The following is a 25,824-nucleotide window of genomic DNA, read 5'->3' on the forward strand; positions in this document are numbered from 1 at the left end:
GCGACTCCATGTCCGTAGAAAATATTGTCAACATTAACGAATCTAACCTGCAACAGGTTCTTGAACAGTCGATGACCACTCCGGTGCTGTTCTATTTTTGGTCTGAACGTAGCCAGCACTGTTTGCAGTTAACCCCAATTCTGGAAAGCCTCGCGGCGCAGTACAACGGGCAATTTATTCTGGCGAAGCTGGACTGCGACGCGGAGCAGATGATTGCCGCCCAGTTTGGTCTGCGCGCGATTCCGACCGTGTATCTGTTCCAGAACGGGCAACCGGTAGACGGCTTCCAGGGGCCGCAACCGGAAGAGGCGATCCGCGCCCTGCTGGATAAAGTGCTGCCGCGCGAAGAAGAGCTGAAAGCGCAGCAGGCGATGCAGCTGATGCAGGAAGGCAATTACACCGACGCCTTGCCATTGCTGAAAGACGCCTGGCAGTTGTCGAATCAGAACGGGGAGATCGGCCTGCTGCTGGCAGAAACGCTGATTGCGCTGAACCGTTCTGAAGATGCTGAAGCCGTGCTGAAAACCATTCCTTTACAGGATCAGGACACCCGCTACCAGGGGCTGGTGGCGCAAATCGAACTGCTGAAGCAGGCGGCAGATACGCCGGAAATTCAACAGCTGCAACAGCAGGTGGCAGAGAATCCAGAAGATGCCGCACTGGCAACGCAACTGGCACTGCAACTGCACCAGGTTGGGCGCAATGAAGAGGCGCTGGAGTTACTGTTTGGGCATCTGCGTAAAGATCTCACCGCCGCAGACGGTCAGACACGTAAAACGTTCCAGGAGATCCTTGCTGCGCTGGGTACGGGTGATGCACTGGCGTCGAAGTATCGCCGCCAGCTGTATGCGTTGTTGTATTGATTTTCCGTTGAAATGCGATGTGCTGGTTTGTAGGCCTGATAAGACGCGCCAGCGTCGCATCAGGCATCCGCGCATAGCCGCCGGATGCGGCGTGAACGCCTTATCCGGCCTACCAAACCGTGCTAATTCAATACATTGCAGGTGCCATGTAGGTCTGATTAGACGCATCAGGCATCGCATTATTTCTTCTTCAATTGCGTCACCACCAACTGGTGGCGCGAATTATAAAATTTACGATAGGTTAAATAGCAGGCAATAATGGTCGACAGGCTGGCAGTTGAGAGCAGCATAAAGGTCACCATAATCTGATATTTAATCGCCTTCACCGGATCAATCCCGGCAAATATCAGCCCGGACATCATTCCTGGTAAACTCACTAAGCCAACCGTTTTTGCTGAATCGACCGTCGGAATTAAAGCCGCGCGAATACTGTCGCGAATCAATATCGCTGAAGCCTGTTTCGGCGTCGCGCCAAGACTCAGTTTCTCCTGAATCTGTTGCTGTTCGCTAATCACGCGTTGCCCTAAATTGTTGTAACACAACCCCACCGCTACCATGGCGTTACCGGCTATCATCCCGGCGATAGGGATCACCTGCATCGGGATAAATTCAATCGACCCTGAGAGAATCAGCACCGCCAGGGTAATTCCCGCCCCGACCGTAATGGCAATAAACGATGAGATAAAAGCTTTAGCAATATATTTACTGCGTTTTTGCGCGTTCCACGCCGCATTAAAGCAGATAAATAACACCATCAATAATGTCAGGCTGGCATCATCCACGCTGAAAATATACTTCAGCACATAGCCGACAATAATCAGCTGAATTATCGCGCGCCCGACGCTCCAGAGAATATCTTTCTCCAGCGCCAGTTTTTCTTTATGGCTAATTAAGATTGCCACCACCACCAGCATTAATGCCAGTGCCAATGATTCGTTAGTAATATTATGCGAGTTCATAGCGTGCTTCCTGCATTTCTCCGGCATGCGGTTGCAGTGTAATCACTTTATCCGCATGATTAATTTCGTCTTTATCGTGTGTCACCCACAGCACGGCAATATTTTGCTCGTGCACATAACGATGGATCATCTCATTAACGTTATGTTTATTACTTTCATCCAGCGCACTGGTGATTTCATCCAGCAATAAAACCTTCGGCATAAATTGCAGGTTACGAATCAATGAGATGCGTTGTTTTTCACCCCCAGATAGCTCGGCGATATTTTTCGTCAAAATGGTGTCCGGCAAAGCGAAGCGTTCGAGAAAATCGAGAAAAATGGCTGGGTCAGGCTGCTGGTTACGGATCTGCCAGGGAAAGATCAGATTATCGTATACCGTATCGCCAAACAGCGTCGGCGTCTGGGCGCAGTAAGACACTTGCTGGCGGTAGATTTCTGGCTTTAGTGTGCTGACATCCTCACCTTCAAACAGTAACGTTCCGCTGGTTGGGCTGATCAATGAAGCAACTATTTTTAGCAGCGTACTTTTGCCACAACCAGAAGGACCGGTAATTAACTTAAATTCGCCAGCACGCAGCGAAAAATTGATGTTATTAAGAATCTTCGCATCACCCGCCAGATATCCTACGTTTTGTAGCTGAAGCAAAGGACTATTTTCCTGCATCACTGTTCCCTTTTTCTGATTTTTACTAAAAACAGTTTATCCTTCGCAGGAATAAGGGGGAACTCTCTTTCAGTAATCAGGTATAATTTGTTTAATCAAGCAGCAATTTTGCTGATTATGGACGGTACAACAGGAGGTTTTTCCGATGCTTATCTTTATCCCTATTCTCATTTTTGTCGCGCTGGTCATTGTTGGCGCGGGCGTCAAAATCGTGCCGCAGGGCTATCAGTGGACAGTAGAGCGTTTTGGTCGCTATACCAAAACGTTACAGCCAGGTCTAAGCCTGGTGGTGCCCTTTATGGATCGCATTGGTCGCAAGATCAATATGATGGAGCAAGTGCTCGACATCCCTTCCCAGGAAGTTATCTCGAAAGATAACGCCAACGTTACCATCGACGCCGTGTGCTTTATTCAGGTGATTGATGCCCCGCGCGCCGCTTATGAAGTCAGCAATCTGGAGCTGGCGATCATCAACCTGACCATGACTAACATCCGTACCGTGTTGGGTTCAATGGAACTTGATGAAATGCTCTCTCAGCGCGACAGCATCAACTCACGCCTGCTGCGTATTGTCGATGAAGCCACTAACCCGTGGGGGATTAAAGTCACCCGTATTGAAATTCGCGACGTGCGCCCACCGGCAGAGCTTATCTCTTCAATGAACGCGCAGATGAAAGCGGAACGTACCAAACGCGCTTACATCCTCGAAGCGGAAGGGATCCGTCAGGCGGAAATCCTCAAAGCCGAAGGTGAAAAACAGTCGCAAATCCTGAAAGCGGAAGGTGAACGTCAGTCGGCATTCTTACAGGCCGAAGCGCGTGAACGTTCTGCCGAAGCGGAAGCCCGCGCCACCAAAATGGTGTCTGAAGCCATTGCCTCCGGCGATATTCAGGCGGTGAACTACTTCGTAGCACAGAAATACACCGAAGCGTTACAGCAGATCGGTTCCTCCAGTAACAGCAAAGTAGTGATGATGCCATTAGAGGCCAGCAGCCTGATGGGGTCGATTGCCGGGATTGCCGAGCTGGTGAAAGACAGCGCCAACAAACGGACTCAGCCATGATGGAGTTAATGGTCGTTCATCCACATATTTTCTGGCTCAGTCTCGGCGGGTTGCTGCTGGCAGCCGAGATGCTGGGCGGAAATGGTTATTTGTTGTGGAGCGGCGTGGCAGCGGTGATTACCGGTCTGGTGGTCTGGCTGGTGCCGCTGGGTTGGGAGTGGCAAGGGGTGATGTTTGCCGTCCTGACGCTGCTCGCCGCCTGGCTGTGGTGGAAATGGTTGTCGCGGCGGGTGCGCGAACAAAAGCACAGCGATAGTCATTTAAACCAGCGCGGTCAACAATTGATCGGCAGACGGTTTGTACTGGAATCACCGCTGGTCAACGGGCGCGGTCATATGCGCGTCGGCGACAGTTCATGGCCTGTCAGCGCCAGCGAGGATCTCGGTGCAGGTACGCATGTTGAAGTCATTGCGATAGAAGGGATAACGCTGATCATCCGTGCGGTCATCGCCTGATGCGACGCTGACGCGTCTTATCATGCCTACAAAATATGCCCGAATCGTAGGCCAGATAAGGCGCTTGCGCCGCATCCGGCATATAGCCGAGTAGAGGCAAAATTACTCTTCCCGGCCTTTACCCATACTTTTTTGGTCTTCATCCGGATAGTGTTTTTTTAGATATTCCAGGACGTTTTTATTGACCTTGTGTTGGGTATACACCCACCCTTTCCAGTAATCAGGTTGGTCCAGGTAAACTTCTGGCGGAATGGTGAAATCAGAAAGCGTTAACCATTCGGCTAACAGATCGGGGTTTCGTTTCTGGATCAACTGCAACAGCATGATCAGCGACATGGCAGAGGCAGGAGCCGTACTATCGCCGCTTAAATACTTCCACACTGTTGACCGGTTCGAACGAAAAAGGATCGGTAGCAATGCCCGGTCCAGATTCATTTCATTAAAAATCTTCTCAAATTCATTCATTTAAATTTCCTGCCTGGCGTAAACCTCTTAAAAATTGAGATTTATCAAAGAAACGCATTTTAGCACACATCAGGAACCGCTTCACGTTTAGTCCAGAAACAGAATTTATTTCGCTTATCAAAACAAGTCTTTACTCTTTTTTACATTGAAAGAGCACGAAATAATTTCCTTTTTTATTTATATAAGAAACTATTTTTGTTTCTTATTGGTGGTGTTTACGCTTACACAAGACAAAAATGCGCTTTACATCACACAAATGGCGGCGTAGATTTCGATCAAATTGCAACGCAGTTTATTTCTTAAAACAATATTATTTGTTTCTTATAGAAACATTAATGCGACTTATTTTGAACAAGAGAAAATGAATGAAAACTGTAAACGTAGCTTTACTGGCACTCATAATTTCAGCAATATCCAGCCCTGTTGTTTTAGCTGGTGATACCATTGAAGCGGCGGCAACAGAGCTTTCAGCCATTAACTCCGGCATGTCGCAATCGGAGATTGAGCAGAAGATTACCCGCTTTTTAGAACGCACAGACAACAGCCCCGCTGCGTATACCTATTTGACTGAACATCACTACATCCCTTCTGAAACACCTGATACCACTCAGACTCCCCCTGTCCAGACAGATCCTGACGCAGGACAAAAAACCGTTGCCGCTACAGGTGATGTACAGACAACCGCCCGTTATCAGAGCATGATCAACGCCCGACAGTCTGCGGTAACTGATGCCCAGCAAACGCAAATTACAGAGCAACAGGCGCAGATCGTAGCCACACAAAAAACGCTCGCCGCGACTGGAGATACGCAAAATACCGCGCATTATCAGGAGATGATTAATGCCAGGCTGGCGGCTCAAAATGAGGCTAATCAGCGCACTACCACGGAACAAGGGCAGAAAATGAATGCACTGACAACCGATGTGGCAGCACAACAGCAAAAAGAAAGGGCTCAATACGATAAACAAATGCAAAGTCTGGCGCAGAAGTCTGTCCAGGCACATGAACAAATTGACAGCCTGTCACAAGACGTAACCCAAACGCAGCAACAGTTAACCAACACGCAAAAACGGGTCGCAGATAACAGCCAACAAATTAACACGCTCAATAACCATTTCGATTCTCTGAAAAACGAAGTTGAGGACAATCGTAAAGAAGCCAATGCGGGAACTGCATCTGCCATCGCTATCGCCTCACAACCACAGGTGAAAACCGGTGACGTGATGATGGTGTCAGCGGGAGCGGGAACGTTCAACGGTGAATCTGCGGTGTCTGTAGGAACATCTTTTAATGCCGGAACGCATACGGTACTTAAAGCAGGTATTTCTGCGGATACACAATCTGATTTCGGTGCGGGTGTCGGCGTGGGATATTCGTTCTAATTTTAACAGCAATTTCTTATTCGCAATTTTCCGCACATTATTTAAGGTTAACAATGATGAATAGCTCCATTAAATCGTTTTCCCTGCTGGCGGTTATATTACTGGCTGGCTGTAGTTCACCCACTTCCCGCATCGCAGATTGCCAGGCGCAGGGCGTCAGCCATGATACCTGTTACCTCGCAGAACAGCAGCGTCAGACGGCTATTTTAAGTGCATCCGAAGCGCAGGCATTTAAAAATGCAGAAGCCGCACAACACGCCCAGGCGGCAAAGAAAGCCATTTATAAAGGATTTGGCATGATCTTTAGAATGAGCAGTAAAAACTTTGCTTATCTCAATGATTCATTATGTGCAATTGATGAAGACAATAAAGATGCCACTGTTTATCAGTCAGGTCTTTATAACGTCATTGTTTATCACCACACGGGAAAAGTCGCCTTAATGAAGGAAGGTCAGTTTGTGGGTTATTTAAAATGAAGGAGCAAAGGAAAATCCCCCTGACGCATATTATGATTATCGGTGCGTTTATTTTTGCCTTCTTGCAAGTGGTGTTATTAGCCTCCCTGGTTCACGCTGTGAATGTTAACAACGAAATCCAGGAAGGCTTATTTCAGTCGGGGCGCATTATGGTAGAAAGTTTGCAGCATATTCTTTCGGTGCAAACGTGGATTAACTGATTTTCACCCCGCCCGATGATGACAGCAGCCGGAGAGATTTTCGATAATCGGGCAGTCGGCGCTGTCATCACCGGGGCAGGCATTCGCCAGCGCCAGTAGCTGGTTGCGCATGGATTGCAGTTCTTCGATATGCCGTTCGATCTCCGCCACCTTCTCCAGCGTACGACGTTTGACGTCGGCACTATGACGCTGCGGGTCGTTAAACAGGTTCACCAGCTCGCCGCTCTCTTCCAGGTTAAAGCCCACCTGGCGTGCCTGCCGCAGTAAGGTCAGTTCGTTGAGATGCTGCTGCGTGTAGGTTCGATAACCATTTTCGCTGCGCATCGGCGGCGTCACCAGCCCCTTCTCTTCATAGAAGCGGATTGCTTTGCTGGTCAGGCCGGTAATTTTTGCTACATCGCTAATGTTCATCGTTCGCGCAACGCCTCCTGTGCTTTGTTAAAGGGTTTCAACAAATATTCAAGCACGTTTTTTTGCCAGTGCGAATATCGACCGCCACCACAATAATACAGGAAGTACTGCGCACAGAGAGATGTTATACGGTTTTATTGCGCTTCATGACCATTGCCACGATAAGGCTGAGTAAGATTGCACCAATAATCCATATCAACGCACGGCTGCCCTGGGACCACAGGCTGTAGATAAAGCCAACGATCACCAACAACATCACCAACGTACCAACGATAAGAATCGGCAACGAGGCGTGAATATCATGACGCAGGCGGATCGCCACCACAAACACCGCCAGATAGCAGATCAAAAAGGTGGCGCTGGCAACGCTGGCGAGTGAGCCTAAATTCAGCGCCGCCGTCATCAGCATAATCAGCACCACGACAATGATGTTGCCCCAGGTACTCTGCCGCCACAGGGATTTATTCATTAGCTTCGGCAGTTCGCGTTCGCTGCCCATGTTGTCCATGATGTTAAACACGGCGAACAGGTTCGCGTTGATGGCTGAAGCCGTCGCCAGTAAAGCGCCGATGACGACGATCACATAACCCACATGCCCGAGCAGCGGAGAAGCAGCCTGCGCTACGGCGGTATCGGCATATTTTTCTAACTCTAATGCCGATACATCGCTAAGCAAAACCAGCGCCAGCGAGATATAAAGCAACGTGGTAACGCCAATCGCCACCAGAAATGCCCGTGGCATAATGACCTGCGGATCTTTCACTTTATCCGCCGCGTTCGCCATCATGCCAAAGCCCGCATAGGCAAGGAAGGTTATCCCAATACAGGAGAAGAACGCACCGGAGCTGGGGGGCGCAGAGACGGAAATATGCGCCGGTTGCAGCGACCAGACACCTGCAATGATCAGCAATAACAGGATCATCATTTTAATGCCGACGAGGATCACTTCCAGCCGCCCTACCGCATGGTTGCTTAAGGAGTTGAAAAGCGTCATCACCGCAATGATCCCCAACGCGTAGAGCAATATAAGGTGCTCCTCCTGGCTGCCTTCATGCAAAAACTGCACGGCATAAGCGCCAAAAGCACGGGCGACCATGGCGATGCTTACCGCCAGCGTCAACAGGTACAGTAACGAGAGCGCCAGCGAAAAGACGCCGTTGCCTAATCCGCGACGAAAGAAGTCGATAATACCGCCATTGCTGGGATAGCTCGCCCCCAGGCGCGCATAGGCATAACCGGAAAACATCGCCACAATACCGCCAAATGCAAAGGCGACCCAGGTCGAGGCTTCCATTAGCAACGCAGCCTGCCCCAGCAGCGCGAAGATCCCCGCCCCCACCATTGCCCCAATGCCGATGGAAACGACGTTCCATAGACCGAGGGGTTTGTTACCGTTATTACCTTCCGTGTTCATCATGATCAGCCCTTAAACACGTTATAGCCGAGTTGCTTAGCGACCGATGCCACCATTTTTTGACCGCGAACACTGTTGCCTTCTTCGTCCAGCGGTGGTGAGAACGCGGCAATTCCCATCACGCCAGGGACGACCGCCAGAATACCGCCACCTACACCGCTTTTGCCCGGTAAACCAACGCGATACGCCCAGTCACCGGAGCGACCATACAGCCCTTCCATCATCATTTCGGCCAGAATGTACGGCACGTTGTCGGCCTGAAGAACGCGTTTATGCGTCAGCGGATTCACTCCCCCCGCCGCCAGCGTCGCGCCAAGCGTTGCCAGTTCAACAGTATTGATGAGCGTGGAGCACTGACGGGTGTACACGTCACAGGCTTCCATTGCATCACAATAGAGATATCCGGCGGAGTACAGCAGCCAGGCAATGGCCCGGTTATGGAAGTTGGTTGTTTGTTCCGACTGGTTGACTTCATCAGAGAGCGCTACCTGCTCACCAGCCAGTTGCTGTTGGATATGTAAAATTCGCTGCCAGCGTTGTTCGGCATTTTCAGCGTTAATCAGGCTGGTGGTGGCAATAGCGCCAGCATTTACCAGTGGCGACAGCGGTTTGCCGCCATGCAACTCTAAGGCGATAACTGAGTTAAAGGGCAATCCGGTCGGGTCAGCGCCAATTTTGTCCTGTACCGCCTGCGGGCCGACATCTTCTAACGCAAGGGCTAACGTACAGACTTTCGAGATGGATTCCAGCGCAAAGCGGTAATCACTGTCACCCGCACTATAGACGTTGCCATCGCTGGTCACGATAGCCACTGCTGCCAGTTGACCAGGCACATTCGCCAGAAAGGGAATGTAATCGGCATTTTGTCCGCCGTTAAGTGAGTGAAATTGGGTATAAGCCTGATCCACTGCCTGCTGTAATTTGTTTGCATCTAACATCTTTTGTTAACTCCTTTTTATAGATGCGGGAGGTAATTCCTCACCCCGGTGCCGATTTTCAGGCATCCTGATTTAACTTAGCACCCGCAACTTAACTACAGGAAAACAAAGAGATAAATGTCTAATCCTGATGCAAATCGAGCCGATTTTTTAATCTTTACGGACTTTTACCCGCCTGGTTTATTAATTTCTTGACCTTCCCCTTGCTGGAAGGTTTAACCTTTATCACAGCCAGTCAAAACTGTCTTAAAAGGAGTGTTTTATGTCACAAACTATCGACCTGACCCTGGACGGCCTGTCCTGCGGTCACTGCGTTAAACGCGTGAAAGAAAGTCTCGAACAGCGCCCGGATGTTGAGCAGGCGGATGTGTCTGTCACTGAAGCGCACGTTACCGGGACTGCCAGTGCAGAACAGCTGATCGAAACCATCAAACAAGCGGGTTATGACGCATCTGTAAGCCACCCAAAGGCTAAACCGCTGGCGGAGTCATCAATCCCGTCGGAAGCACTGACAGCGGTTTCTGAGGCGCTTCCGGCAGCGACCGCCGATGACGATGACAGCCAGCAGTTGCTGCTGAGCGGCATGAGCTGCGCCAGCTGTGTCACCCGCGTACAAAATGCGCTGCAAAGCGTACCGGGCGTCACTCAGGCACGGGTAAACCTGGCGGAGCGTACTGCGCTGGTGATGGGCAGTGCCTCCCCACAAGATTTAGTGCAGGCGGTGGAAAAAGCGGGCTACGGCGCGGAAGCGATTGAAGATGACGCTAAACGCCGCGAGCGCCAGCAAGAAACCGCCGTCGCTACGATGAAGCGCTTCCGCTGGCAGGCGATTGTCGCACTGGCGGTGGGTATCCCGGTGATGGTCTGGGGGATGATCGGCGATAACATGATGGTCACCGCCGACAACCGCAGCCTGTGGTTGGTTATCGGCCTGATAACCCTGGCGGTAATGGTTTTCGCCGGCGGGCATTTTTACCGCAGCGCATGGAAAAGCCTGCTGAACGGTGCAGCGACGATGGATACGCTGGTGGCGCTGGGTACTGGCGTGGCGTGGCTCTATTCGATGAGCGTCAACCTGTGGCCGCAGTGGTTCCCGATGGAAGCGCGACATCTTTATTACGAAGCCAGCGCGATGATTATCGGTCTGATCAATCTCGGCCATATGCTGGAAGCGCGCGCGCGTCAGCGTTCTTCTAAGGCGCTGGAGAAATTACTCGATTTAACCCCACCGACGGCGCGCCTGGTCACCGACGAAGGTGAAAAAAACGTGCCGCTGGCAGATGTTCAGCCAGGTATGTTATTGCGCCTGACGACCGGCGACCGTGTGCCGGTAGATGGTGAGATTACCCAAGGCGAAGCGTGGCTGGATGAAGCGATGCTGACGGGCGAACCTATCCCGCAGCAAAAAGGCGAAGGCGATAGCGTCCATGCCGGGACAGTGGTGCAGGACGGCAGTGTGCTGTTTCGTGCCAGTGCGGTCGGCAGCCATACTACGCTGTCACGTATCATTCGCATGGTGCGCCAGGCCCAGAGCAGCAAGCCTGAAATCGGCCAACTGGCGGATAAAATCTCAGCCGTATTTGTGCCGGTAGTAGTGGTTATTGCGCTTGTCAGTGCGGCAATCTGGTATTTCTTTGGTCCGGCACCGCAGATTGTCTATACCCTGGTGATTGCCACCACGGTGCTGATTATTGCCTGTCCGTGTGCGCTGGGACTGGCGACGCCGATGTCGATTATTTCGGGCGTCGGGCGGGCGGCTGAGTTTGGTGTGCTGGTGCGGGACGCCGACGCGCTGCAACGCGCCAGTACGCTCGATACCGTAGTGTTCGATAAAACCGGGACGCTGACCGAAGGTAAACCGCAGGTTGTCGCAGTGAAAACGTTTGCTGATGTTGATGAAGCGCAGGCATTGCGTCTGGCGGCGGCACTGGAGCAAGGTTCCAGCCATCCGCTGGCACGAGCGATCCTCGATAAAGCAGGCGATATGCAGCTGCCGCAGGTCAACGGTTTCCGCACATTGCGCGGGCTGGGCGTGAGCGGTGAAGCTGAAGGTCATGCGTTATTGCTGGGTAATCAGGCGCTGTTAAATGACCAGCACGTTGATACTAAAGCGATTGAGGCAGATATTTCAGCTCAGGCATCGCAAGGGGCAACGCCTGTGCTGCTGGCGGTTGACGGGAAAGCGGTAGCCCTGCTGGCTGTACGCGATCCATTGCGTAGTGATAGCGTGGCGGCGCTGCAACGCCTGCATAAAGCGGGATATCGTCTGGTGATGTTGACCGGGGATAACTCAACCACCGCCAATGCGATCGCCAAAGAAGCCGGGATTGATGAGGTGATCGCCGGGGTGCTGCCGGACGGTAAAGCCGAAGCGATTAAACGCCTGCAAAGTGAAGGACGTCAGGTGGCAATGGTGGGCGACGGCATTAACGACGCGCCAGCGCTGGCTCAGGCGGATGTCGGTATTGCGATGGGTGGCGGCAGTGATGTTGCCATTGAAACCGCGGCGATTACCCTGATGCGCCATAGCCTGATGGGTGTTGCGGATGCGCTCGCGATTTCCCGCGCAACGCTGCGCAATATGAAGCAGAACCTGCTCGGTGCGTTTATCTACAACAGCATTGGTATTCCGGTCGCCGCCGGTATTTTGTGGCCGTTCACCGGTACGCTGCTTAACCCGGTGGTTGCCGGAGCGGCAATGGCGCTCTCGTCGATTACCGTAGTGAGTAACGCCAACCGATTGCTGCGATTTAAACCGAAGGAATAAGTACATCATTACGGATGCACTGCTTTAGGGTGGCGCATCCGTTATAGGGAAATTATTCTACGCGACCTTTTTTGCACGCTCTTCACGGCGTGCCAAATATTCAGCCACTGTTTCAATCCGTCCCAATTCTTCCTGGGTACGCATGTTGTTTTCAACTTCCCAAAGATCAACTGCCGCCTGGAGGTTTAGCCAAAAATCGACTGTGGTATCAAAAACTTTCGCCAGACGGAATGCCATTTCAGTGGTGAGTTTACGATTATTATTGATCAGTGCACTGACGCTATTACGATGAACATGCAGTAACTCTGCTAACTCATTGATTTTCAAATCGAGCGGTTCCAGATATTCATAGAGAAGAATATCTCCGGGTGTCGTCGGTTTTCTTGTTGCCTGTTTCATGGTTTTACCTTTATCGTCAATACGACAGCTATGTTTTAGTAGTTGTGTGGGTCTAAAAACAATTCTTCGGCCTTGCCATTAACCCATTTAAATATCAGTCGGTACTGTTTATTCACTCTAATGGAGGAATATTCCTGTAATTTCCCGGACAACTCTTCGTATCGGTTCCCCGGAGGGGAGCGTAAATCCCGATGAGAAGTGGCAGCATTAATGATGTCCAACTTTCGTGATAACGTGGTATGGATTTCAGCAGGGATCTTTCGATGTGGCGTTGAATGGACAAAAAAATCAGCCAGCCAGGCATCACGAAAACTCCTTATATTATTCTTTTGAGCCATTCCATTCTCATCTCCTTGTCCATTGTTTAATTATTGTAATGCACACAAGCACTGTGCACAAGTGCGACAATCAACTCCATTTGCGCCATCCCTCCCCGCGCGCTAGCATGATATTTCACAAAGGGAGGTCGTATGGATCTGTTGTACCGGGTAAAAACGCTTTGGGCCGCGCTGCGCGGTAATCATTACACCTGGCCTGCTATCGATATCTCTCTTCCCGGCAATCGCCATTTTCATCTGATCGGCAGTATTCATATGGGTAGCCACGATATGGCTCCCCTGCCCACCCGTTTGCTCAAAAAGCTCAAAAACGCCGATGCGCTGATCGTCGAGGCGGATGTTTCCACCAGCGATACGCCTTTTGCTAATTTGCCTGCCTGCGAGGCGCTGGAAGAGCGCATTAGCGAGGAGCAACTCCAAAACCTGCAGCACATTAGCCAGGAGATGGGCATTTCTACCTCACTCTTTTCTACCCAACCGCTGTGGCAAATCGCGATGGTTCTTCAGGCGACGCAGGCACAAAAACTGGGGCTCCGGGCAGAATATGGTATCGATTACCAGCTATTGCAGGCGGCGAAGCAACAACATAAACCCGTGATTGAACTGGAAGGGGCAGAAAACCAGATTGCCATGTTGCTCCAGCTCCCTGACAAAGGACTGGCACTGCTGGACGATACGCTGACCCACTGGCACACCAATGCACGGTTGCTGCAACAAATGATGAGCTGGTGGCTGAATGCACCGCCGCAAAATAATGAAATAACGCTGCCCAATACGTTCAGTCAGTCGCTGTACGATGTGCTGATGCATCAGCGAAATCTCGCCTGGCGGGATAAATTACGCGCCATGCCGCCGGGGCGATATGTGGTCGCGGTCGGTGCACTACACCTGTATGGAGAAGGGAATTTGCCGCAAATGTTGCGCTAAAAAAATGGCCAATATCGCTATTGGCCCGTCAAAGAGGAATTTCATTTTTTTATTATTATGCCGTCACTTTAAGCGACGGTGTAACTCGATTGTCGCTCAATCTCACCATCCTGCCAATACTCTTAGGCAAGATGACTCTTTTTTTTGGACCGCCATCAGGCGTATGCTTGCTTCGTTTTTTTGTTTAAGGCAGGAAAATTACCATGACACCCGCAGTTAAATTACTCGAAAAAAACAAGATTTCGTTTCAAATCCATACCTACGAGCACGATCCGGCTGAAACCAATTTTGGCGATGAAGTCGTCAAAAAATTAGGTTTGAATCCGGATCAGGTCTACAAAACGCTGCTGGTCGCAGTGAACGGTGATATGAAACACCTTGCCGTGGCCGTTACGCCGGTCGCAGGTCAACTGGATCTTAAAAAAGTAGCAAAAGCGCTGGGTGCCAAGAAAATTGAGATGGCCGATCCGATGGTTGCGCAGCGTTCGACGGGATATCTGGTTGGGGGGATTAGCCCACTGGGGCAGAAAAAACGTCTGCCAACGATTATCGACGCCCCCGCACAAGAATTTGCCACTATTTATGTTTCCGGCGGCAAGCGCGGGCTGGATATCGAACTGGCGGCAGGCGATCTGGCAAAGATCCTCGATGCCAAATTTGCTGATATCGCCCGCCGCGATTAAGCATTGTGCCGGATGCAAATATCCGGCACTTTCGGATTACTGCCAGCTCACCTCACCTTTCGGTTCATAAACACTCACATCCAGCGGCGAGCTTTTCTGGATATACGCTTTCAGCACTTCGGCATCAATAAAGCCGGTATTCACATAGCCCGGTTTGTTATCAAGGCGCGGATAGCCATCACCGCCGGTGGCATTGAAGTTTAATGTCGCCATACGATAAGTTTTCGCCGGATCGACCGGTTCGCCTTTGATTTTAAGGTCGTCCAGTTTGCCGCCTTTCGCCACAAAGCTAACGTTAGCAAATTGCGGGTAGGCACCTGAATCTGGCTTCATCTGCGCGACGGCGGTCAGGTAATCAATCACCTCTTTCCCGGTCATGTCGGCATACACCACCACATTGCCGAATGGCTGCACTTTCAGCACGTTTTTATAGCTGATATCGCCTGCTTCGATAGAATCACGAATTCCGCCTCCACTCATCACCGCAAAGTCAGCACCAGTGCGATCCATTTGGGCTGCCAGAATCAACCGCCCCATATTGGTCTGTACAAAACGCACTTTGTCACGATCGCCTTCCAGACGACCATTGGTTTCGCCTATTTTCACGTCCAGCTGCGCTTTGCCTTTGTTCTGGAACGGCGATAACAGCGAGATCATTTGCTGGTTTTCAGCGATTTCAGGAGTGTAAAGCACGCGCTCGCTTTTCCCGTCTTCCCAGGTCACTTTCTTCTTCAGGTTCACCGGAATCAGCTGGTAGTTAACCATTTTCATTTCGCCATTACGAAACTCAAAATCAGCCCGTCCCACGTATTTGCCCCACTCATGCGCCTGCACAATCCAGATGCCGTTTTGTTGATCCGGTTTGCATGGCGTACCCGGCACGTAATCGACCTGTTTTTTATTTTCTGCCGCCATACAGACTGGATCTTGCGAGTGACCTCCGACGATCATCGCCAGCGATCCGGCAGGCAGCGCGCGCGCCATCTCCACATCGCCCGGTGCGTTAGAGCCGTGCTCACCATTGTCGTAATGCCCCATATGGGTCGCCGCGATAATAATGTCTGGCTTTTCTGTCTGTTGCAGCTCCTGAATCACCAGCTTCGCTTCATCGGCGGGCTTACGGAACTCAATATCGGTGAAGTTTTCTGGGTTGCCTAACTTCGCTGTATCATCCGTCGTCAGGCCAATAACGGCAATTTTCAGATCCTGACGCTTAAACAGCGCCCATGGTTTAAACAGGCGCTCGCCGGTACTTTTCTGGTAGATATTGGCAGAAAGTAACGGGAACTTTGCCCACTTTTCCTGCTGGCGTAATACGGTGAGCGGGTTATCAAATTCATGATTACCGATTGCCATCGCATCGTAGCCCACCAGATTCATGCCGCGAAAATCAGGTTCGGCATCCTGTAAGTCAGACTCGGGCACGCCAGTGTTAATGTCGCCACCGGAAAGTAGCAGCACGCTACCGCCTTCAGCCGCAACCTCTTTGCGGATACCATCCACCAGCGTTTTTTGCGCCGCCAGACCATATTCGCCATATTCATTGCGCCAAAAATGCCCATGATGATCATTGGTATGCAGAACTGTAATTTTGTAGGTTTTATCCTGCTCATACGCCAGAGCAGCTTCACTCGCCAGTGTAAATGTGGTTAACAGTGCTAACGCCACGCCCCGCTGCAATAATTTCATACTTCTCTCCCTGACCTGATTTCAACGTGTTGAAAAATAGTATGACGCGACATCATAGACAAGTCTGCGTCCGGTGAAGATAAATCTGCATCCAGATTAGAAATTCTGTATTCGGCGTTGAGACTTCCTTCAGGCGACGCATACAGGTATGTTAGTCGGGTAATAATCACAAATAAGATCATTCTTTACATCGCAACCCTGAAAAAGTGACTTTCCTATGGCAATGAGTGAACAAACCCAGCCTGTGGCGGGCGCGGCTGCGTCAACGACCAAGGCCCGAACATCGTTTGGTATTTTAGGTGCTATCAGCCTCTCACATCTGCTGAACGACATGATCCAATCGCTGATTCTGGCGATTTATCCGCTGCTTCAGTCAGAGTTTTCTCTGACATTTATGCAGATTGGCATGATAACCCTCACCTTCCAGCTCGCCTCTTCGCTACTGCAACCGGTGGTCGGTTACTGGACCGATAAATATCCGATGCCGTGGTCGTTGCCAATTGGCATGTGCTTTACCTTAAGTGGTCTGGTGCTGCTTGCGCTGGCGGGCAGTTTTGGCGCAGTTCTGCTGGCGGCGGCGCTGGTCGGTACCGGTTCATCGGTCTTTCATCCGGAATCTTCTCGCGTGGCCCGTATGGCTTCCGGCGGGCGGCATGGCCTGGCGCAATCTATCTTTCAGGTCGGCGGCAACTTTGGCAGTTCCCTGGGCCCCTTGCTGGCGGCGGTGATTATCGCGCCTTATGGTAAAGGCAACGTTGCCTGGTTTGTGCTTGCGGCACTGCTGGCGATCGTGGTGTTGGCGCAAATCAGCCGTTGGTACTCGGCACAGCACCGAATGAATAAAGGAAAACCCAAAGCGACGATTATCAATCCACTGCCGCGTAACAAAGTGGTACTGGCGGTCAGCATTCTGTTAATCCTCATTTTCTCGAAATATTTCTATATGGCGAGCATCAGCAGCTATTACACCTTTTATCTGATGCAAAAATTCGGATTATCTATCCAGAATGCTCAGCTTCATCTGTTTGCCTTCCTGTTTGCCGTTGCGGCAGGTACGGTGATCGGCGGGCCTGTAGGGGATAAAATTGGGCGGAAATATGTGATTTGGGGCTCTATCCTCGGCGTTGCGCCGTTTACGCTGATTTTACCCTACGCCAGCCTGCACTGGACGGGGGTTTTAACGGTGATTATTGGATTTATCCTCGCTTCGGCATTCTCTGCCATTCTGGTCTACGCTCAGGAGCTGCTTCCGGGACGTATCGGTATGGTTTCTGGACTCTTTTTCGGTTTTGCTTTTGGCATGGGAGGTCTGGGAGCGGCAGTTCTGGGGCTTATCGCCGATCACACCAGCATCGAGTTAGTCTATAAAATCTGTGCTTTCCTGCCACTATTGGGGATGTTGACCATATTCCTGCCTGATAACCGGCATAAAGACTGATTTCATTGCAGCCAAAGGCAAACTTTGGCTGCATCGTTTTACAGTCGCCATAAGCCTTTCCTCTGTTAAACCGCCTTCAGTTTTCCGATCCGTGCTTTTTTTGCAGCTAATTCCATTTTTCTGCAAAATTCAACAATTATTCATAAACATCATCAATGAAATTGTCATAAACTATTACCTGTAATTTTGGTTTTCCCGGCCAAAAATGGACAATAACCACCAGGAAAAGGAGACGGAATGCATCACGCCACCCCGCTTATCACCACCATTGTTGGCGGCCTTGTGCTCGCCTTTATCCTCGGCATGCTGGCCAATAAACTACGTATTTCTCCTCTGGTGGGATATCTGTTAGCGGGTGTGCTGGCAGGACCATTCACTCCGGGCTTTGTTGCCGATACCAAGCTTGCGCCGGAACTGGCTGAACTGGGCGTCATTCTGTTGATGTTTGGCGTGGGTCTGCACTTTTCGCTGAAGGATTTGATGGCGGTAAAGGCCATCGCCATTCCCGGTGCGATCGCCCAGATAGCCGTGGCGACGCTGCTGGGTATGGCGCTCTCCGCCGTGCTGGGCTGGTCGTTAATGACCGGTATCGTGTTCGGCTTATGCCTTTCCACCGCCAGTACCGTGGTGTTACTGCGCGCACTTGAAGAACGGCAATTAATAGACAGTCAGCGTGGGCAAATCGCCATCGGTTGGTTGATTGTGGAAGACCTGGTAATGGTTCTGACGCTGGTGTTGCTGCCCGCAGTGGCAGGAATGATGGAACAAGGCGATGTGGGCTTTGCCACTCTTGCAGTCGATATGGGGATCACCATCGGCAAGGTGATCGCATTTATCGCCATTATGATGCTGGTAGGTCGCCGTCTGGTGCCGTGGATTATGGCACGTAGCGCAGCAACCGGTTCCCGTGAGCTGTTTACCCTGTCGGTGCTGGCGCTGGCGTTAGGGATTGCCTTTGGTGCGGTGGAGCTGTTTGATGTCTCCTTTGCACTCGGTGCGTTCTTTGCCGGGATGGTACTGAACGAGTCTGAACTGAGTCACCGTGCCGCCCACGATACGCTGCCATTGCGCGACGCGTTTGCGGTGCTGTTTTTTGTCTCCGTCGGGATGTTGTTTGATCCGTTAATTCTGATTCAGCAACCGCTGGCAGTGCTGGCGACGCTGGCGATTATTCTGTTTGGTAAGTCGTTAGCCGCGTTTTTCCTGGTGCGACTGTTTGGTCACTCCCAACGTACGGCATTAACTATCGCCGCCAGCCTGGCGCAAATTGGTGAGTTCGCGTTTATCCTGGCGGGACTGGGCATGGCGCTGGATCTGTTGCCGCAAGCCGGGCAGAACCTGGTACTGGCAGGGGCGATTTTGTCGATTATGCTCAACCCGGTCCTGTTTGCGCTGCTGGAGAAATATCTGGCGAAGACCGAAACGCTGGAAGAGCAGACGCTGGAAGAGGCTATCGAAGAAGAGAAGCAGATCCCAGTGGATATTTGCAACCATGCGCTACTGGTAGGTTACGGTCGTGTAGGCAGCCTGCTGGGGGAGAAATTGCTCGCCTCTGATATTCCGCTGGTGGTGATTGAGACGTCACGAACCCGTGTTGATGAACTGCGAGAGCGCGGGGTCCGCGCAGTATTGGGCAATGCGGCGAACGAAGAAATTATGCAACTGGCGCATCTGGAATGTGCTAAATGGCTGATCCTGACGATTCCCAACGGTTATGAAGCGGGCGAGATTGTGGCATCTGCCCGCGCGAAAAATCCGGATATTGAGATTATTGCCCGCGCCCATTATGACGATGAAGTGGCGTATATCACCGAACGTGGTGCAAATCAGGTAGTGATGGGTGAGCGTGAAATCGCCCGTACTATGCTGGAACTGCTGGAAACACCACCGGCGGGTGAAGTGGTGACGGGGTAAACGGTGGTTGCCGGATAATAGGCGCGGATATGTAGGCCTGATAAGACGCGCCAGCGTCGCATCAGGCATTGAGAGCAAAATGCCAGATGCGGCGTGAACGCCTTATCTGGCCTACGAACCGACGATAACTTAACGATCCCAGTAAGACTCTTCCAGGCTGTCTTCACGCTCCGGCAAGCCGCGCGTTAAACGAGGTGAATGCTGGTTCAGTACCTGATAGCTCACACGGTTAGCATATTTACACACCTGCGCTAACGATGAATAAGTTAACCAGGTGAATTTATGTTTGCTGGAGTTTGGTACGTTGCTACGGTGGTAGCTGTTGGCGGTAATGTCATGCAGCAACGCTGCCAGTGCGCCATCTCCTGCTCCGTTGGTATTCATAATTTTTTCCGGCCCGCCCATGTACGGCGCAATGTGCGAATAGACACGCAACGGATTCTGGCAATCCTTGTGGCGCATGGCGCGGCTAAACTCATACTGGTTAAATTCCGCTATAGCACCCGGCAGCAGCGGATGCTGGGTTTTACGTTTCGCTTCGTCTTCGGTAAAGCCCGCCATATACAAGCCGATTGGCCCGGCGGTGCACAGCACCAGATCAACCCAGTCCAGCGCCTTGTCAGATGCCAACAACGGATCACTCTCTCCGGTCAACGCTTCCGCTTCATCTTCGTTCATCGCAAGGATAGAGACGTGGTCTTTGAGGAATTGCTGCCACCACTGCGGATTCTCGGCAATGACAAACTTGGTACCCAGTGTCAGCACCACCGGTACGTTATATTTCTTCGCGTACTCAATGGCTTTCATGGTTGCTTCCGGCATGGGTTCACCCGGCTTACAACGCACCAGATAAGAGGTGAGAACCAGTGCCGAGGCTCCGGCAATCACATCTTCCGGAATACTTTCAGCCCGCAGCTGGTTCATGTGGCCAGGGCTGATAGCAAAGGTACGTTCCCCGGACTCGCCAATCAGCGTAAAGCAACGACCAATCGGGCCATCCACGCCTTGTAGATAGTTAAGATCGGTACGGCTGGAGGTGTTACACAGGTAACGATAGGCATAGCTGCCAATTTCAATATTGCTGCACATCACACCCAGCAGCACCGAACGGTCGTCCGCGAGCACCGAGTAGTTGTGCATGGTGTTGCCAATGGTGCCACCCGCAAACTGATGGGTAATCAGGTTTTTCTGTTTTAGTTCCTGATAAAGCGCTTCGGCTACGTCATCCTCAATCACCAGTGAATGCCCGGCGCTTAATCCATAACGCTCAATGAATTCATCATCCACTTTCGCTTCAATATCGACCAGCGTTTGATCGATACCCACTACCCAGGCAGCGCTGGTTTCGTTTTCTGGCTGGAATTGCTGAAGCAGCGGATCGCGTGCATTTACGGGGAAGTAATGTTTGGATTTACGTTTACCGGGAAATTTCATGGTTGTTTTTACGGGTGGTTAACTGAGCGGCGAATGTTAACACAATCTGACGGGAGCGCGCGAGATGCAGCCAGTTTCAATATCAGCAGGCGGGATCGCATTTTCATGGCAGTGGTTCCTTACAATGACGTAATTTGAAAGGAGTTTTTGCATGAAGCCGGAAAACAAATTACCCGTTCTGGACCTTATTTCTGCTGAAATGAAGACCGTTGTGAATACTCTTCAGCCGGATTTACCGCCCTGGCCCGCAACGGGAACGATTGCTGAGCAACGACAGTATTACACGCTTGAGCGCCGATTCTGGAATGCGGGCGCTCCAGAAATGGCAACCAGAGCTTACATGGTTCCCACACCTTATGGTCAGGTCGAGACTCGCCTCTACTCACCCAAAAGTCACAGCCCGGCGACGCTATTTTATTTGCATGGAGGCGGTTTTATTCTCGGCAATCTCGATACCCACGATCGCATCATGCGCCTGCTGGCAAGCTACAGCCAATGTACGGTGATTGGCATTGATTACACCCTTTCACCTGAAGCGCGTTTTCCGCAAGCGATAGAGGAAATTGTGGCTGCCTGTTGTTATTTCCACCAGCAGGCGGAGGATTATCAAATCAATATGTCCCGCATTGGTTTTGCCGGTGATTCCGCAGGTGCCATGCTGGCGCTCGCCAGTGCGTTGTGGTTGCGCGATAAACAGATCGATTGCGGTAAAGTTGCGGGCGTTTTGCTGTGGTATGGGCTTTACGGATTACGGGATTCCGTGACTCGTCGTCTGTTGGGTGGTGTCTGGGATGGCTTAACGCAACAGGATTTGCAGATGTATGAAGAGGCATATTTAAGCAACGACGCGGATCGCGAGTCGCCGTATTACTGTCTGTTTAATAATGATCTCACTCGCGAAGTTCCGCCCTGTTTTATTGCCGGGGCGGAGTTCGATCCGCTGCTGGATGACAGCCGTCTGCTTTACCAGACGTTAGCGGCGCATCAGCAGCCCTGTAAGTTCAAACTCTACCCAGGCACGTTGCACGCCTTTTTGCATTATTCACGGATGATGAAAACCGCCGACGAGGCTCTTCGCGACGGCGCTCAGTTCTTTACCGCTCAGCTTTAGCGATACGCGGCAACAAGATTAGCCATCATTTCGATATGTTCTGGCGTGGCATTAAGCGCCGGAATATATTCATATTTTTTCCCGCCCGCACCGAGGAAGACCTCACGGTTTTGCTCGGCAATCTCTTCCAGCGTCTCCAGACAATCCGCAGCAAAGCCCGGGCACATCACCTGAATATGACCTACGCCTTTTTCTCCGAGCATTTTCAGCGTTTCGTCGGTATAAGGCATCAGCCAGGGTTCCCGCCCAAAGCGCGACTGAAAGGTCATCATCACTTTTTCCGGTGCCATCTCCAGTGCGGAAGCCAGTTCGCGAGTCGTTGTGCGGCAACGTTGCGGATAATCATCGCCTTCATCTGCATAACGCTGGGGAATGCCATGATAAGAGAGCAGTAGCAGATCCGGTTCGCCATGTTTGGCAAAAGAAGCGCGTACGCTGTTCGCCAGTGCATTAATGTAATCGTGGTTATCGGCGTAATCACGAATAAACGATATCCCCGGAATGCTACGTTTGCGCGCCAGAATTCGCGCCAGTTCATCCCATACCGCACCGACAGTTGAACAGGAGTATTGCGGATAAAGCGGCAGCACCACAATATGATCTACATGCTCTGCCAGAAGTTCATCTACGGCGCTTTCCAGTGATGGCGAGCCGTAGCTCATTCCCAGCGCTACGGGCGTCTCCGGTAAACGTTGTGCCAGCGCCTGCTGTTGCTGGCGGCTGTAAACCATCAGCGGCGAGCCACCTTCCATCCAGACAGAGGCATACAGCTTCGCCACACGCGGCGAACGCAGCGGCAAAATCACGCCGCGCAGCAACGGCCACCATAACAACCGTGAGGTATCAACCACGCGTCTGTCGCTTAAAAATTGTTTCAGATAGCGTTTTACCGCTTCAGGTGTGGGGGCATCGGGCGTACCCAGGTTTGCCAGCAGGATACCGGTTTTAGTCTGACGCATTACCGCCTCTTATCGATTCAACTTGTTGATAATTGTAGCGGAAAAGTGAGGAAGAAGAACTAATTGCTGTGAGAGGTCTAGCCTGAGGAGGATACGCAGACCTGCCCGAGAGCAGATCTGCTGCGGCTTGATTAGCCGAGGATTTTTTCCAGAGCCGCGCGAACTTCAGCAACCGGCTTGGTGCCGTCAACTTTCGCGTATTTGGTGTTACCCGCTTCTGCTTCTTTGGAGTAGTAGCCAATCAGCGGTGCAGTCATCTGATGGTATTCAACCAGACGCTTACGTACGGTTTCTTCCTGATCGTCTTTACGGGTAGTCAGTTCTTCACCGGTAACGTCGTCTTTGCCTTCTACTTTCGGCGGATTGAATTTAACGTGATATACACGACCAGACGGCGCGTGAACGCGGCGACCGACGATACGATCAACAATCAGCTCGTCCGGTACGTCGAATTCCAGAACGTAATCAACATTGATGCCCGCTTCTTTCATCGCGTCTGCCTGCGGAATGGTACGCGGGAAGCCGTCCAACAGAAAACCATTACGGCAATCTTCCTGAGCAATGCGCTCTTTAACCAGCGCGATCACCAGTTCATCGGTGACCAGTTTGCCAGCGTCCATAATGTCTTTAGCTTGTTTACCCAGCTCGGAGCCAGATTTGACTGCGGCACGCAGCATATCGCCAGTGGAGATTTGCGGAATACCATATTTCTCCATGATGAACTGAGCCTGAGTCCCTTTCCCCGCGCCCGGAGCGCCAAGCAGAATGATACGCATTGCGAAAATCCCCTTAAAATGTGTCGAATTTTTTGAAAAAGCGATAAACGATACCACCAACAAGCGATTGCCTCAAGAAAGGCACCTGGGGCTGAAACGGTTAATGGCGAGATAATTTGCGGAAAGTGCAGATGATGAAAAGAAAAATGCCGGATGACACAAAGGTCATCCGGCATGACATCAGGAAACCAGCAGCTGGTTCATACGACGAATAAACAGGTTCGGATCTTCCAGCGTGCCGCGTTCTGCCAGCAGCGCCTGATCCAGCAGCAGTTCTACCCACTCGCTGAACTTGGCTTCATCTTCAGTATCTGCCGCACGTTTCACCAGTACGTGATCCGGGTTCAGTTCGAAGATGTATTTCACTTCCGGCACTTTCTGGCCCGCTGCGGCAAACAGTTTCGCCATCTGGGTGCTCATTTCGTCCGCGTCGGTAGAGACAATCGCTGGCGTATCGGTCAGACGGTGAGTCAGACGGACATCTTTCACGCGCTCGCCGAGCAGGGCTTTCACACGGTCGATGAACGGAGTCAGTGCTTTCTCCGCTTCTTTCGCGCTCTCATCAACTTCGTCAGCCAGTTTTTCCAGCGACTCGTCAACTTTAGACACAGACTGGAACGGTTTACCGTCGAACTCAGTCAGATAGTTCATCATCCACTCATCGATGCGGTCGGAAAGCAGCAGAACTTCGATGCCTTTCTTACGCAGCAGTTCCAGGTGCGGGCTGCTCTTCGCTGCCGCATAGCTGTCTGCGGTGATGTAGTAGATTTTCTCCTGCCCTTCTTTCATGCGGGAAACGTAGTCTTCCAGAGATACGGTCTGCGCAGAAGAATCGGTATGGGTAGAAGCAAAACGCAGCAATTTGGCGATCGCTTCCTGGTTAGCGAAATCTTCCGCCGGACCTTCTTTCAGTACCAGGCCAAACTGTTGCCAGAAGGTCTGGTATTTTTCCGCGTCGTCTTTCGCCAGTTTTTCCAGCATTTGCAGCACACGCTTGGTCAGCGCATTGCGCAGGTTACGCGTTACCGTGCTGTCCTGGAGGATTTCACGGGAAACGTTCAGCGGCAGATCGCTGGAGTCAATCAGACCACGCACGAAGCGCAGATAGTTCGGCATGAACTGTTCTGCGTCGTCCATGATGAACACACGCTGGACGTACAGTTTCAGTCCGTGTTTATGATCGCGGTTCCACATATCCCACGGTGCCTGAGACGGAATGTACAGCAGGCTGGTGTACTCCTGCTTACCTTCAACGCGGTTGTGGCTCCAGGTCAGCGGATCGTTAAAGTCGTGGGCGATGTGTTTGTAGAACTCTTTGTACTCTTCATCGGTGATTTCCGACTTGTTACGGGTCCACAGCGCCTGCGCTTTGTTGATTTTCTCCCAGGAGATAACGGTTTCGCCGTCTTTCTCTTCGCGTTTTTCGATCTCTACCGGCAGCGCGATATGGTCGGAATATTTGCTGATGATGGAACGCACGCGCCAGTCATCGAGGAACTCGTCTTCGCCTTCACGCAGATGCAGGGTGATTTCAGTACCACGATCTTCTTTGGTGATGTCGGCAACGGTGTATTCACCTTCGCCAGCCGATTCCCAGAAGACGCCGTTTTCTGGTTTTTCGCCTGCCGCGCGAGTACGCACGGTCACTTTGTCGGCCACGATAAACGCAGAGTAGAAACCAACACCAAACTGACCGATCAGCTGGCTGTCTTTCGCCTGGTCAGAACCCAGGGATTCGAGGAATGATTTGGTGCCGGATTTAGCGATAGTCCCCAGATGGTCAATCACTTCGTCGCGGGTCATCCCCACGCCGTTATCGGAGATGGTCAGCGTGCGCTTGTCTTTATCGAAAGAGACACGAACGCGCAGTTCGCCATCACCTTCGTACAGGTCTGGGTTAGAGAGCGCGCGGAAACGCAGCTTGTCCGCCGCATCGGAGGCGTTAGAGATAAGCTCACGCAGGAAGATTTCTTTATTGGAATAGAGAGAATGGATCATCAGGTGCAGAAGCTGTTTCACTTCTGACTGAAAACCACGAGTTTCTTGTCCTTTCATGTAGGTCTACCTCAATAATGCCATTTTAAGGTTAAAAACAGGAT

At 51.4% G+C, this 25,824-nt stretch carries 25 protein-coding genes and 1 pseudogene; 12 read left to right on the forward strand and 14 right to left on the reverse strand.

Translation table 11 applies throughout. The annotated features are described in order from the left end of the window. Positions 1 to 8: 8 nt before the first annotated feature. On the forward strand, positions 9 to 863 hold the full coding sequence (cnoX, locus tag ACJHYW_RS15250; RefSeq protein ID WP_001295322.1) for a chaperedoxin: 855 nt from the start codon (positions 9 to 11) through the stop codon (positions 861 to 863). Positions 864 to 1,042: 179 nt separating this feature from the next. Here cnoX and fetB read toward each other — a convergent pair whose 3' ends face one another. Together fetB and fetA are read right to left on the reverse strand one after the other, a co-directional pair. After that, entirely contained in the window at positions 1,043 to 1,822 is a 780-nt protein-coding gene (fetB, locus tag ACJHYW_RS15255) for an iron efflux ABC transporter permease subunit FetB (protein WP_001295323.1), read from the reverse strand. Continuing rightward, positions 1,809 to 2,486 (reverse strand): iron efflux ABC transporter ATP-binding subunit FetA, encoded by a 678-nt coding sequence (fetA, locus tag ACJHYW_RS15260; protein ID WP_001298568.1) that lies wholly within the window; start codon positions 2,484 to 2,486, stop codon positions 1,809 to 1,811. The genes fetB and fetA overlap by 14 nt, the downstream gene beginning before the upstream one ends. A 145-nt stretch (positions 2,487 to 2,631) precedes the next feature. Between fetA and ACJHYW_RS15265 the strand changes: the two genes are divergently transcribed. Together ACJHYW_RS15265 and ACJHYW_RS15270 are read left to right on the forward strand one after the other, a co-directional pair. After that, positions 2,632 to 3,549 carry an SPFH domain-containing protein gene (locus ACJHYW_RS15265; protein WP_000904502.1) on the forward strand — a complete coding sequence of 306 codons (918 nt, stop codon included), beginning with the start codon at positions 2,632 to 2,634 and terminating at the stop codon, positions 3,547 to 3,549. Further along, positions 3,546 to 4,004 (forward strand): NfeD family protein, encoded by a 459-nt coding sequence (locus ACJHYW_RS15270; protein ID WP_000970331.1) that lies wholly within the window; start codon positions 3,546 to 3,548, stop codon positions 4,002 to 4,004. Before ACJHYW_RS15265 ends, ACJHYW_RS15270 begins: the two co-directional genes overlap by 4 nt. 102 nt (positions 4,005 to 4,106) lie before the next feature. Here ACJHYW_RS15270 and ACJHYW_RS15275 read toward each other — a convergent pair whose 3' ends face one another. Then, positions 4,107 to 4,469, reverse strand: a complete 363-nt coding sequence (locus tag ACJHYW_RS15275) for a hypothetical protein (RefSeq protein WP_001001644.1) — start codon at positions 4,467 to 4,469, stop codon at positions 4,107 to 4,109. A 365-nt stretch (positions 4,470 to 4,834) separates the two neighbouring features. On the opposite strand from ACJHYW_RS15275, the gene ACJHYW_RS15280 reads away from it, so the two are divergent. The 3 genes from ACJHYW_RS15280 to ACJHYW_RS15290 are packed head-to-tail and all read left to right on the forward strand — an operon-like array spanning position 4,835 to position 6,527. After that, the gene (locus ACJHYW_RS15280; RefSeq protein ID WP_000859802.1) at positions 4,835 to 5,851 is read left to right on the forward strand and encodes a YadA family autotransporter adhesin; all 1,017 of its coding nucleotides are present in this window, start codon (positions 4,835 to 4,837) and stop codon (positions 5,849 to 5,851) included. Positions 5,852 to 5,904: 53 nt separating this feature from the next. Then, positions 5,905 to 6,327, forward strand: a complete 423-nt coding sequence (locus ACJHYW_RS15285) for a hypothetical protein (protein WP_001361687.1) — start codon at positions 5,905 to 5,907, stop codon at positions 6,325 to 6,327. Next, positions 6,324 to 6,527: a hypothetical protein gene (locus ACJHYW_RS15290; RefSeq protein ID WP_000664218.1), complete on the forward strand. Its 204-nt coding sequence runs from the start codon at positions 6,324 to 6,326 to the stop codon at positions 6,525 to 6,527. Before ACJHYW_RS15285 ends, ACJHYW_RS15290 begins: the two co-directional genes overlap by 4 nt. Positions 6,528 to 6,530: 3 nt before the next feature. Here the strand turns inward: ACJHYW_RS15290 and cueR are convergent, their stop codons facing one another. From cueR to glsA, 4 genes and pseudogenes are all read right to left on the reverse strand, one after another. Beyond that, positions 6,531 to 6,938, reverse strand: a complete 408-nt coding sequence (gene cueR / locus ACJHYW_RS15295; protein ID WP_001026752.1) for a Cu(I)-responsive transcriptional regulator — start codon at positions 6,936 to 6,938, stop codon at positions 6,531 to 6,533. Next, positions 6,935 to 7,032 (reverse strand): annotated as a pseudogene (locus tag ACJHYW_RS15300) (hypothetical protein); the annotation flags it as partial. The gene cueR and the pseudogene ACJHYW_RS15300, both read right to left, overlap by 4 nt. A 30-nt stretch (positions 7,033 to 7,062) precedes the next feature. Next, positions 7,063 to 8,355: an APC family permease gene (locus tag ACJHYW_RS15305; RefSeq protein WP_000982170.1), complete on the reverse strand. Its 1,293-nt coding sequence runs from the start codon at positions 8,353 to 8,355 to the stop codon at positions 7,063 to 7,065. Between the two features lie 2 nt (positions 8,356 to 8,357). Then, the gene (gene glsA, locus ACJHYW_RS15310) at positions 8,358 to 9,290 is read right to left on the reverse strand and encodes a glutaminase A (RefSeq protein ID WP_000883039.1); all 933 of its coding nucleotides are present in this window, start codon (positions 9,288 to 9,290) and stop codon (positions 8,358 to 8,360) included. A gap of 262 nt (positions 9,291 to 9,552) precedes the next feature. Between glsA and copA the strand changes: the two genes are divergently transcribed. Further along, positions 9,553 to 12,057 carry a copper-exporting P-type ATPase CopA gene (gene copA, locus ACJHYW_RS15315; protein ID WP_061092784.1) on the forward strand — a complete coding sequence of 835 codons (2,505 nt, stop codon included), beginning with the start codon at positions 9,553 to 9,555 and terminating at the stop codon, positions 12,055 to 12,057. A gap of 57 nt (positions 12,058 to 12,114) precedes the next feature. Here copA and ACJHYW_RS15320 read toward each other — a convergent pair whose 3' ends face one another. Beyond that, the gene (locus ACJHYW_RS15320) at positions 12,115 to 12,456 is read right to left on the reverse strand and encodes a HigA family addiction module antitoxin (protein WP_000806442.1); all 342 of its coding nucleotides are present in this window, start codon (positions 12,454 to 12,456) and stop codon (positions 12,115 to 12,117) included. A gap of 35 nt (positions 12,457 to 12,491) precedes the next feature. Then, positions 12,492 to 12,794, reverse strand: a complete 303-nt coding sequence (locus tag ACJHYW_RS15325) for a type II toxin-antitoxin system RelE/ParE family toxin (RefSeq protein ID WP_000057541.1) — start codon at positions 12,792 to 12,794, stop codon at positions 12,492 to 12,494. 132 nt (positions 12,795 to 12,926) lie between these two features. Between ACJHYW_RS15325 and ACJHYW_RS15330 the strand changes: the two genes are divergently transcribed. Beyond that, entirely contained in the window at positions 12,927 to 13,721 is a 795-nt protein-coding gene (locus ACJHYW_RS15330) for a TraB/GumN family protein (protein WP_000365157.1), read from the forward strand. 203 nt (positions 13,722 to 13,924) lie between these two features. Then, complete coding sequence (ybaK, locus tag ACJHYW_RS15335; protein ID WP_000186626.1) at positions 13,925 to 14,404, forward strand: Cys-tRNA(Pro)/Cys-tRNA(Cys) deacylase YbaK; 480 nt, start codon at positions 13,925 to 13,927, stop codon at positions 14,402 to 14,404. Positions 14,405 to 14,440: 36 nt separating this feature from the next. Here ybaK and ushA read toward each other — a convergent pair whose 3' ends face one another. Next, positions 14,441 to 16,093 carry a bifunctional UDP-sugar hydrolase/5'-nucleotidase gene (gene ushA / locus ACJHYW_RS15340; RefSeq protein ID WP_000771723.1) on the reverse strand — a complete coding sequence of 551 codons (1,653 nt, stop codon included), beginning with the start codon at positions 16,091 to 16,093 and terminating at the stop codon, positions 14,441 to 14,443. Positions 16,094 to 16,310: 217 nt separating this feature from the next. Here ushA and fsr point away from each other — a divergent pair, with 217 nt between their 5' ends. Both fsr and ybaL read left to right on the forward strand, forming a co-directional pair. Next, positions 16,311 to 17,531: a fosmidomycin MFS transporter gene (gene fsr / locus ACJHYW_RS15345; protein WP_001251634.1), complete on the forward strand. Its 1,221-nt coding sequence runs from the start codon at positions 16,311 to 16,313 to the stop codon at positions 17,529 to 17,531. A 237-nt stretch (positions 17,532 to 17,768) separates the two neighbouring features. After that, positions 17,769 to 19,445 carry a YbaL family putative K(+) efflux transporter gene (gene ybaL / locus ACJHYW_RS15350; RefSeq protein WP_000546224.1) on the forward strand — a complete coding sequence of 559 codons (1,677 nt, stop codon included), beginning with the start codon at positions 17,769 to 17,771 and terminating at the stop codon, positions 19,443 to 19,445. 129 nt (positions 19,446 to 19,574) lie between these two features. Here the strand turns inward: ybaL and gsk are convergent, their stop codons facing one another. Then, entirely contained in the window at positions 19,575 to 20,879 is a 1,305-nt protein-coding gene (gsk, locus tag ACJHYW_RS15355; RefSeq protein WP_000671574.1) for an inosine/guanosine kinase, read from the reverse strand. Between the two features lie 151 nt (positions 20,880 to 21,030). Here gsk and aes point away from each other — a divergent pair, with 151 nt between their 5' ends. Then, positions 21,031 to 21,990 (forward strand): acetyl esterase, encoded by a 960-nt coding sequence (gene aes, locus ACJHYW_RS15360; RefSeq protein WP_000801816.1) that lies wholly within the window; start codon positions 21,031 to 21,033, stop codon positions 21,988 to 21,990. Here aes and hemH read toward each other — a convergent pair. The 3 genes from hemH to htpG form a co-directional block, all read right to left on the reverse strand. After that, positions 21,987 to 22,949, reverse strand: a complete 963-nt coding sequence (gene hemH / locus ACJHYW_RS15365) for a ferrochelatase (RefSeq protein WP_001250114.1) — start codon at positions 22,947 to 22,949, stop codon at positions 21,987 to 21,989. The two genes, aes and hemH, sit on opposite strands and share 4 nt — an antisense overlap. Before the next feature lie 131 nt (positions 22,950 to 23,080). Further along, a complete protein-coding gene (gene adk / locus ACJHYW_RS15370; RefSeq protein ID WP_001313630.1) occupies positions 23,081 to 23,725 on the reverse strand; it encodes an adenylate kinase in 645 nt (214 codons plus the stop codon). Between the two features lie 180 nt (positions 23,726 to 23,905). Further along, positions 23,906 to 25,780, reverse strand: a complete 1,875-nt coding sequence (htpG, locus tag ACJHYW_RS15375) for a molecular chaperone HtpG (RefSeq protein ID WP_000678201.1) — start codon at positions 25,778 to 25,780, stop codon at positions 23,906 to 23,908. Between the last annotated feature and the right edge of the window lie 44 nt (positions 25,781 to 25,824).

This window comes from Escherichia sp. WS3063 (assembly GCF_046486595.1).
In the GTDB taxonomy this organism is placed as follows: domain Bacteria; phylum Pseudomonadota; class Gammaproteobacteria; order Enterobacterales; family Enterobacteriaceae; genus Escherichia; species Escherichia coli.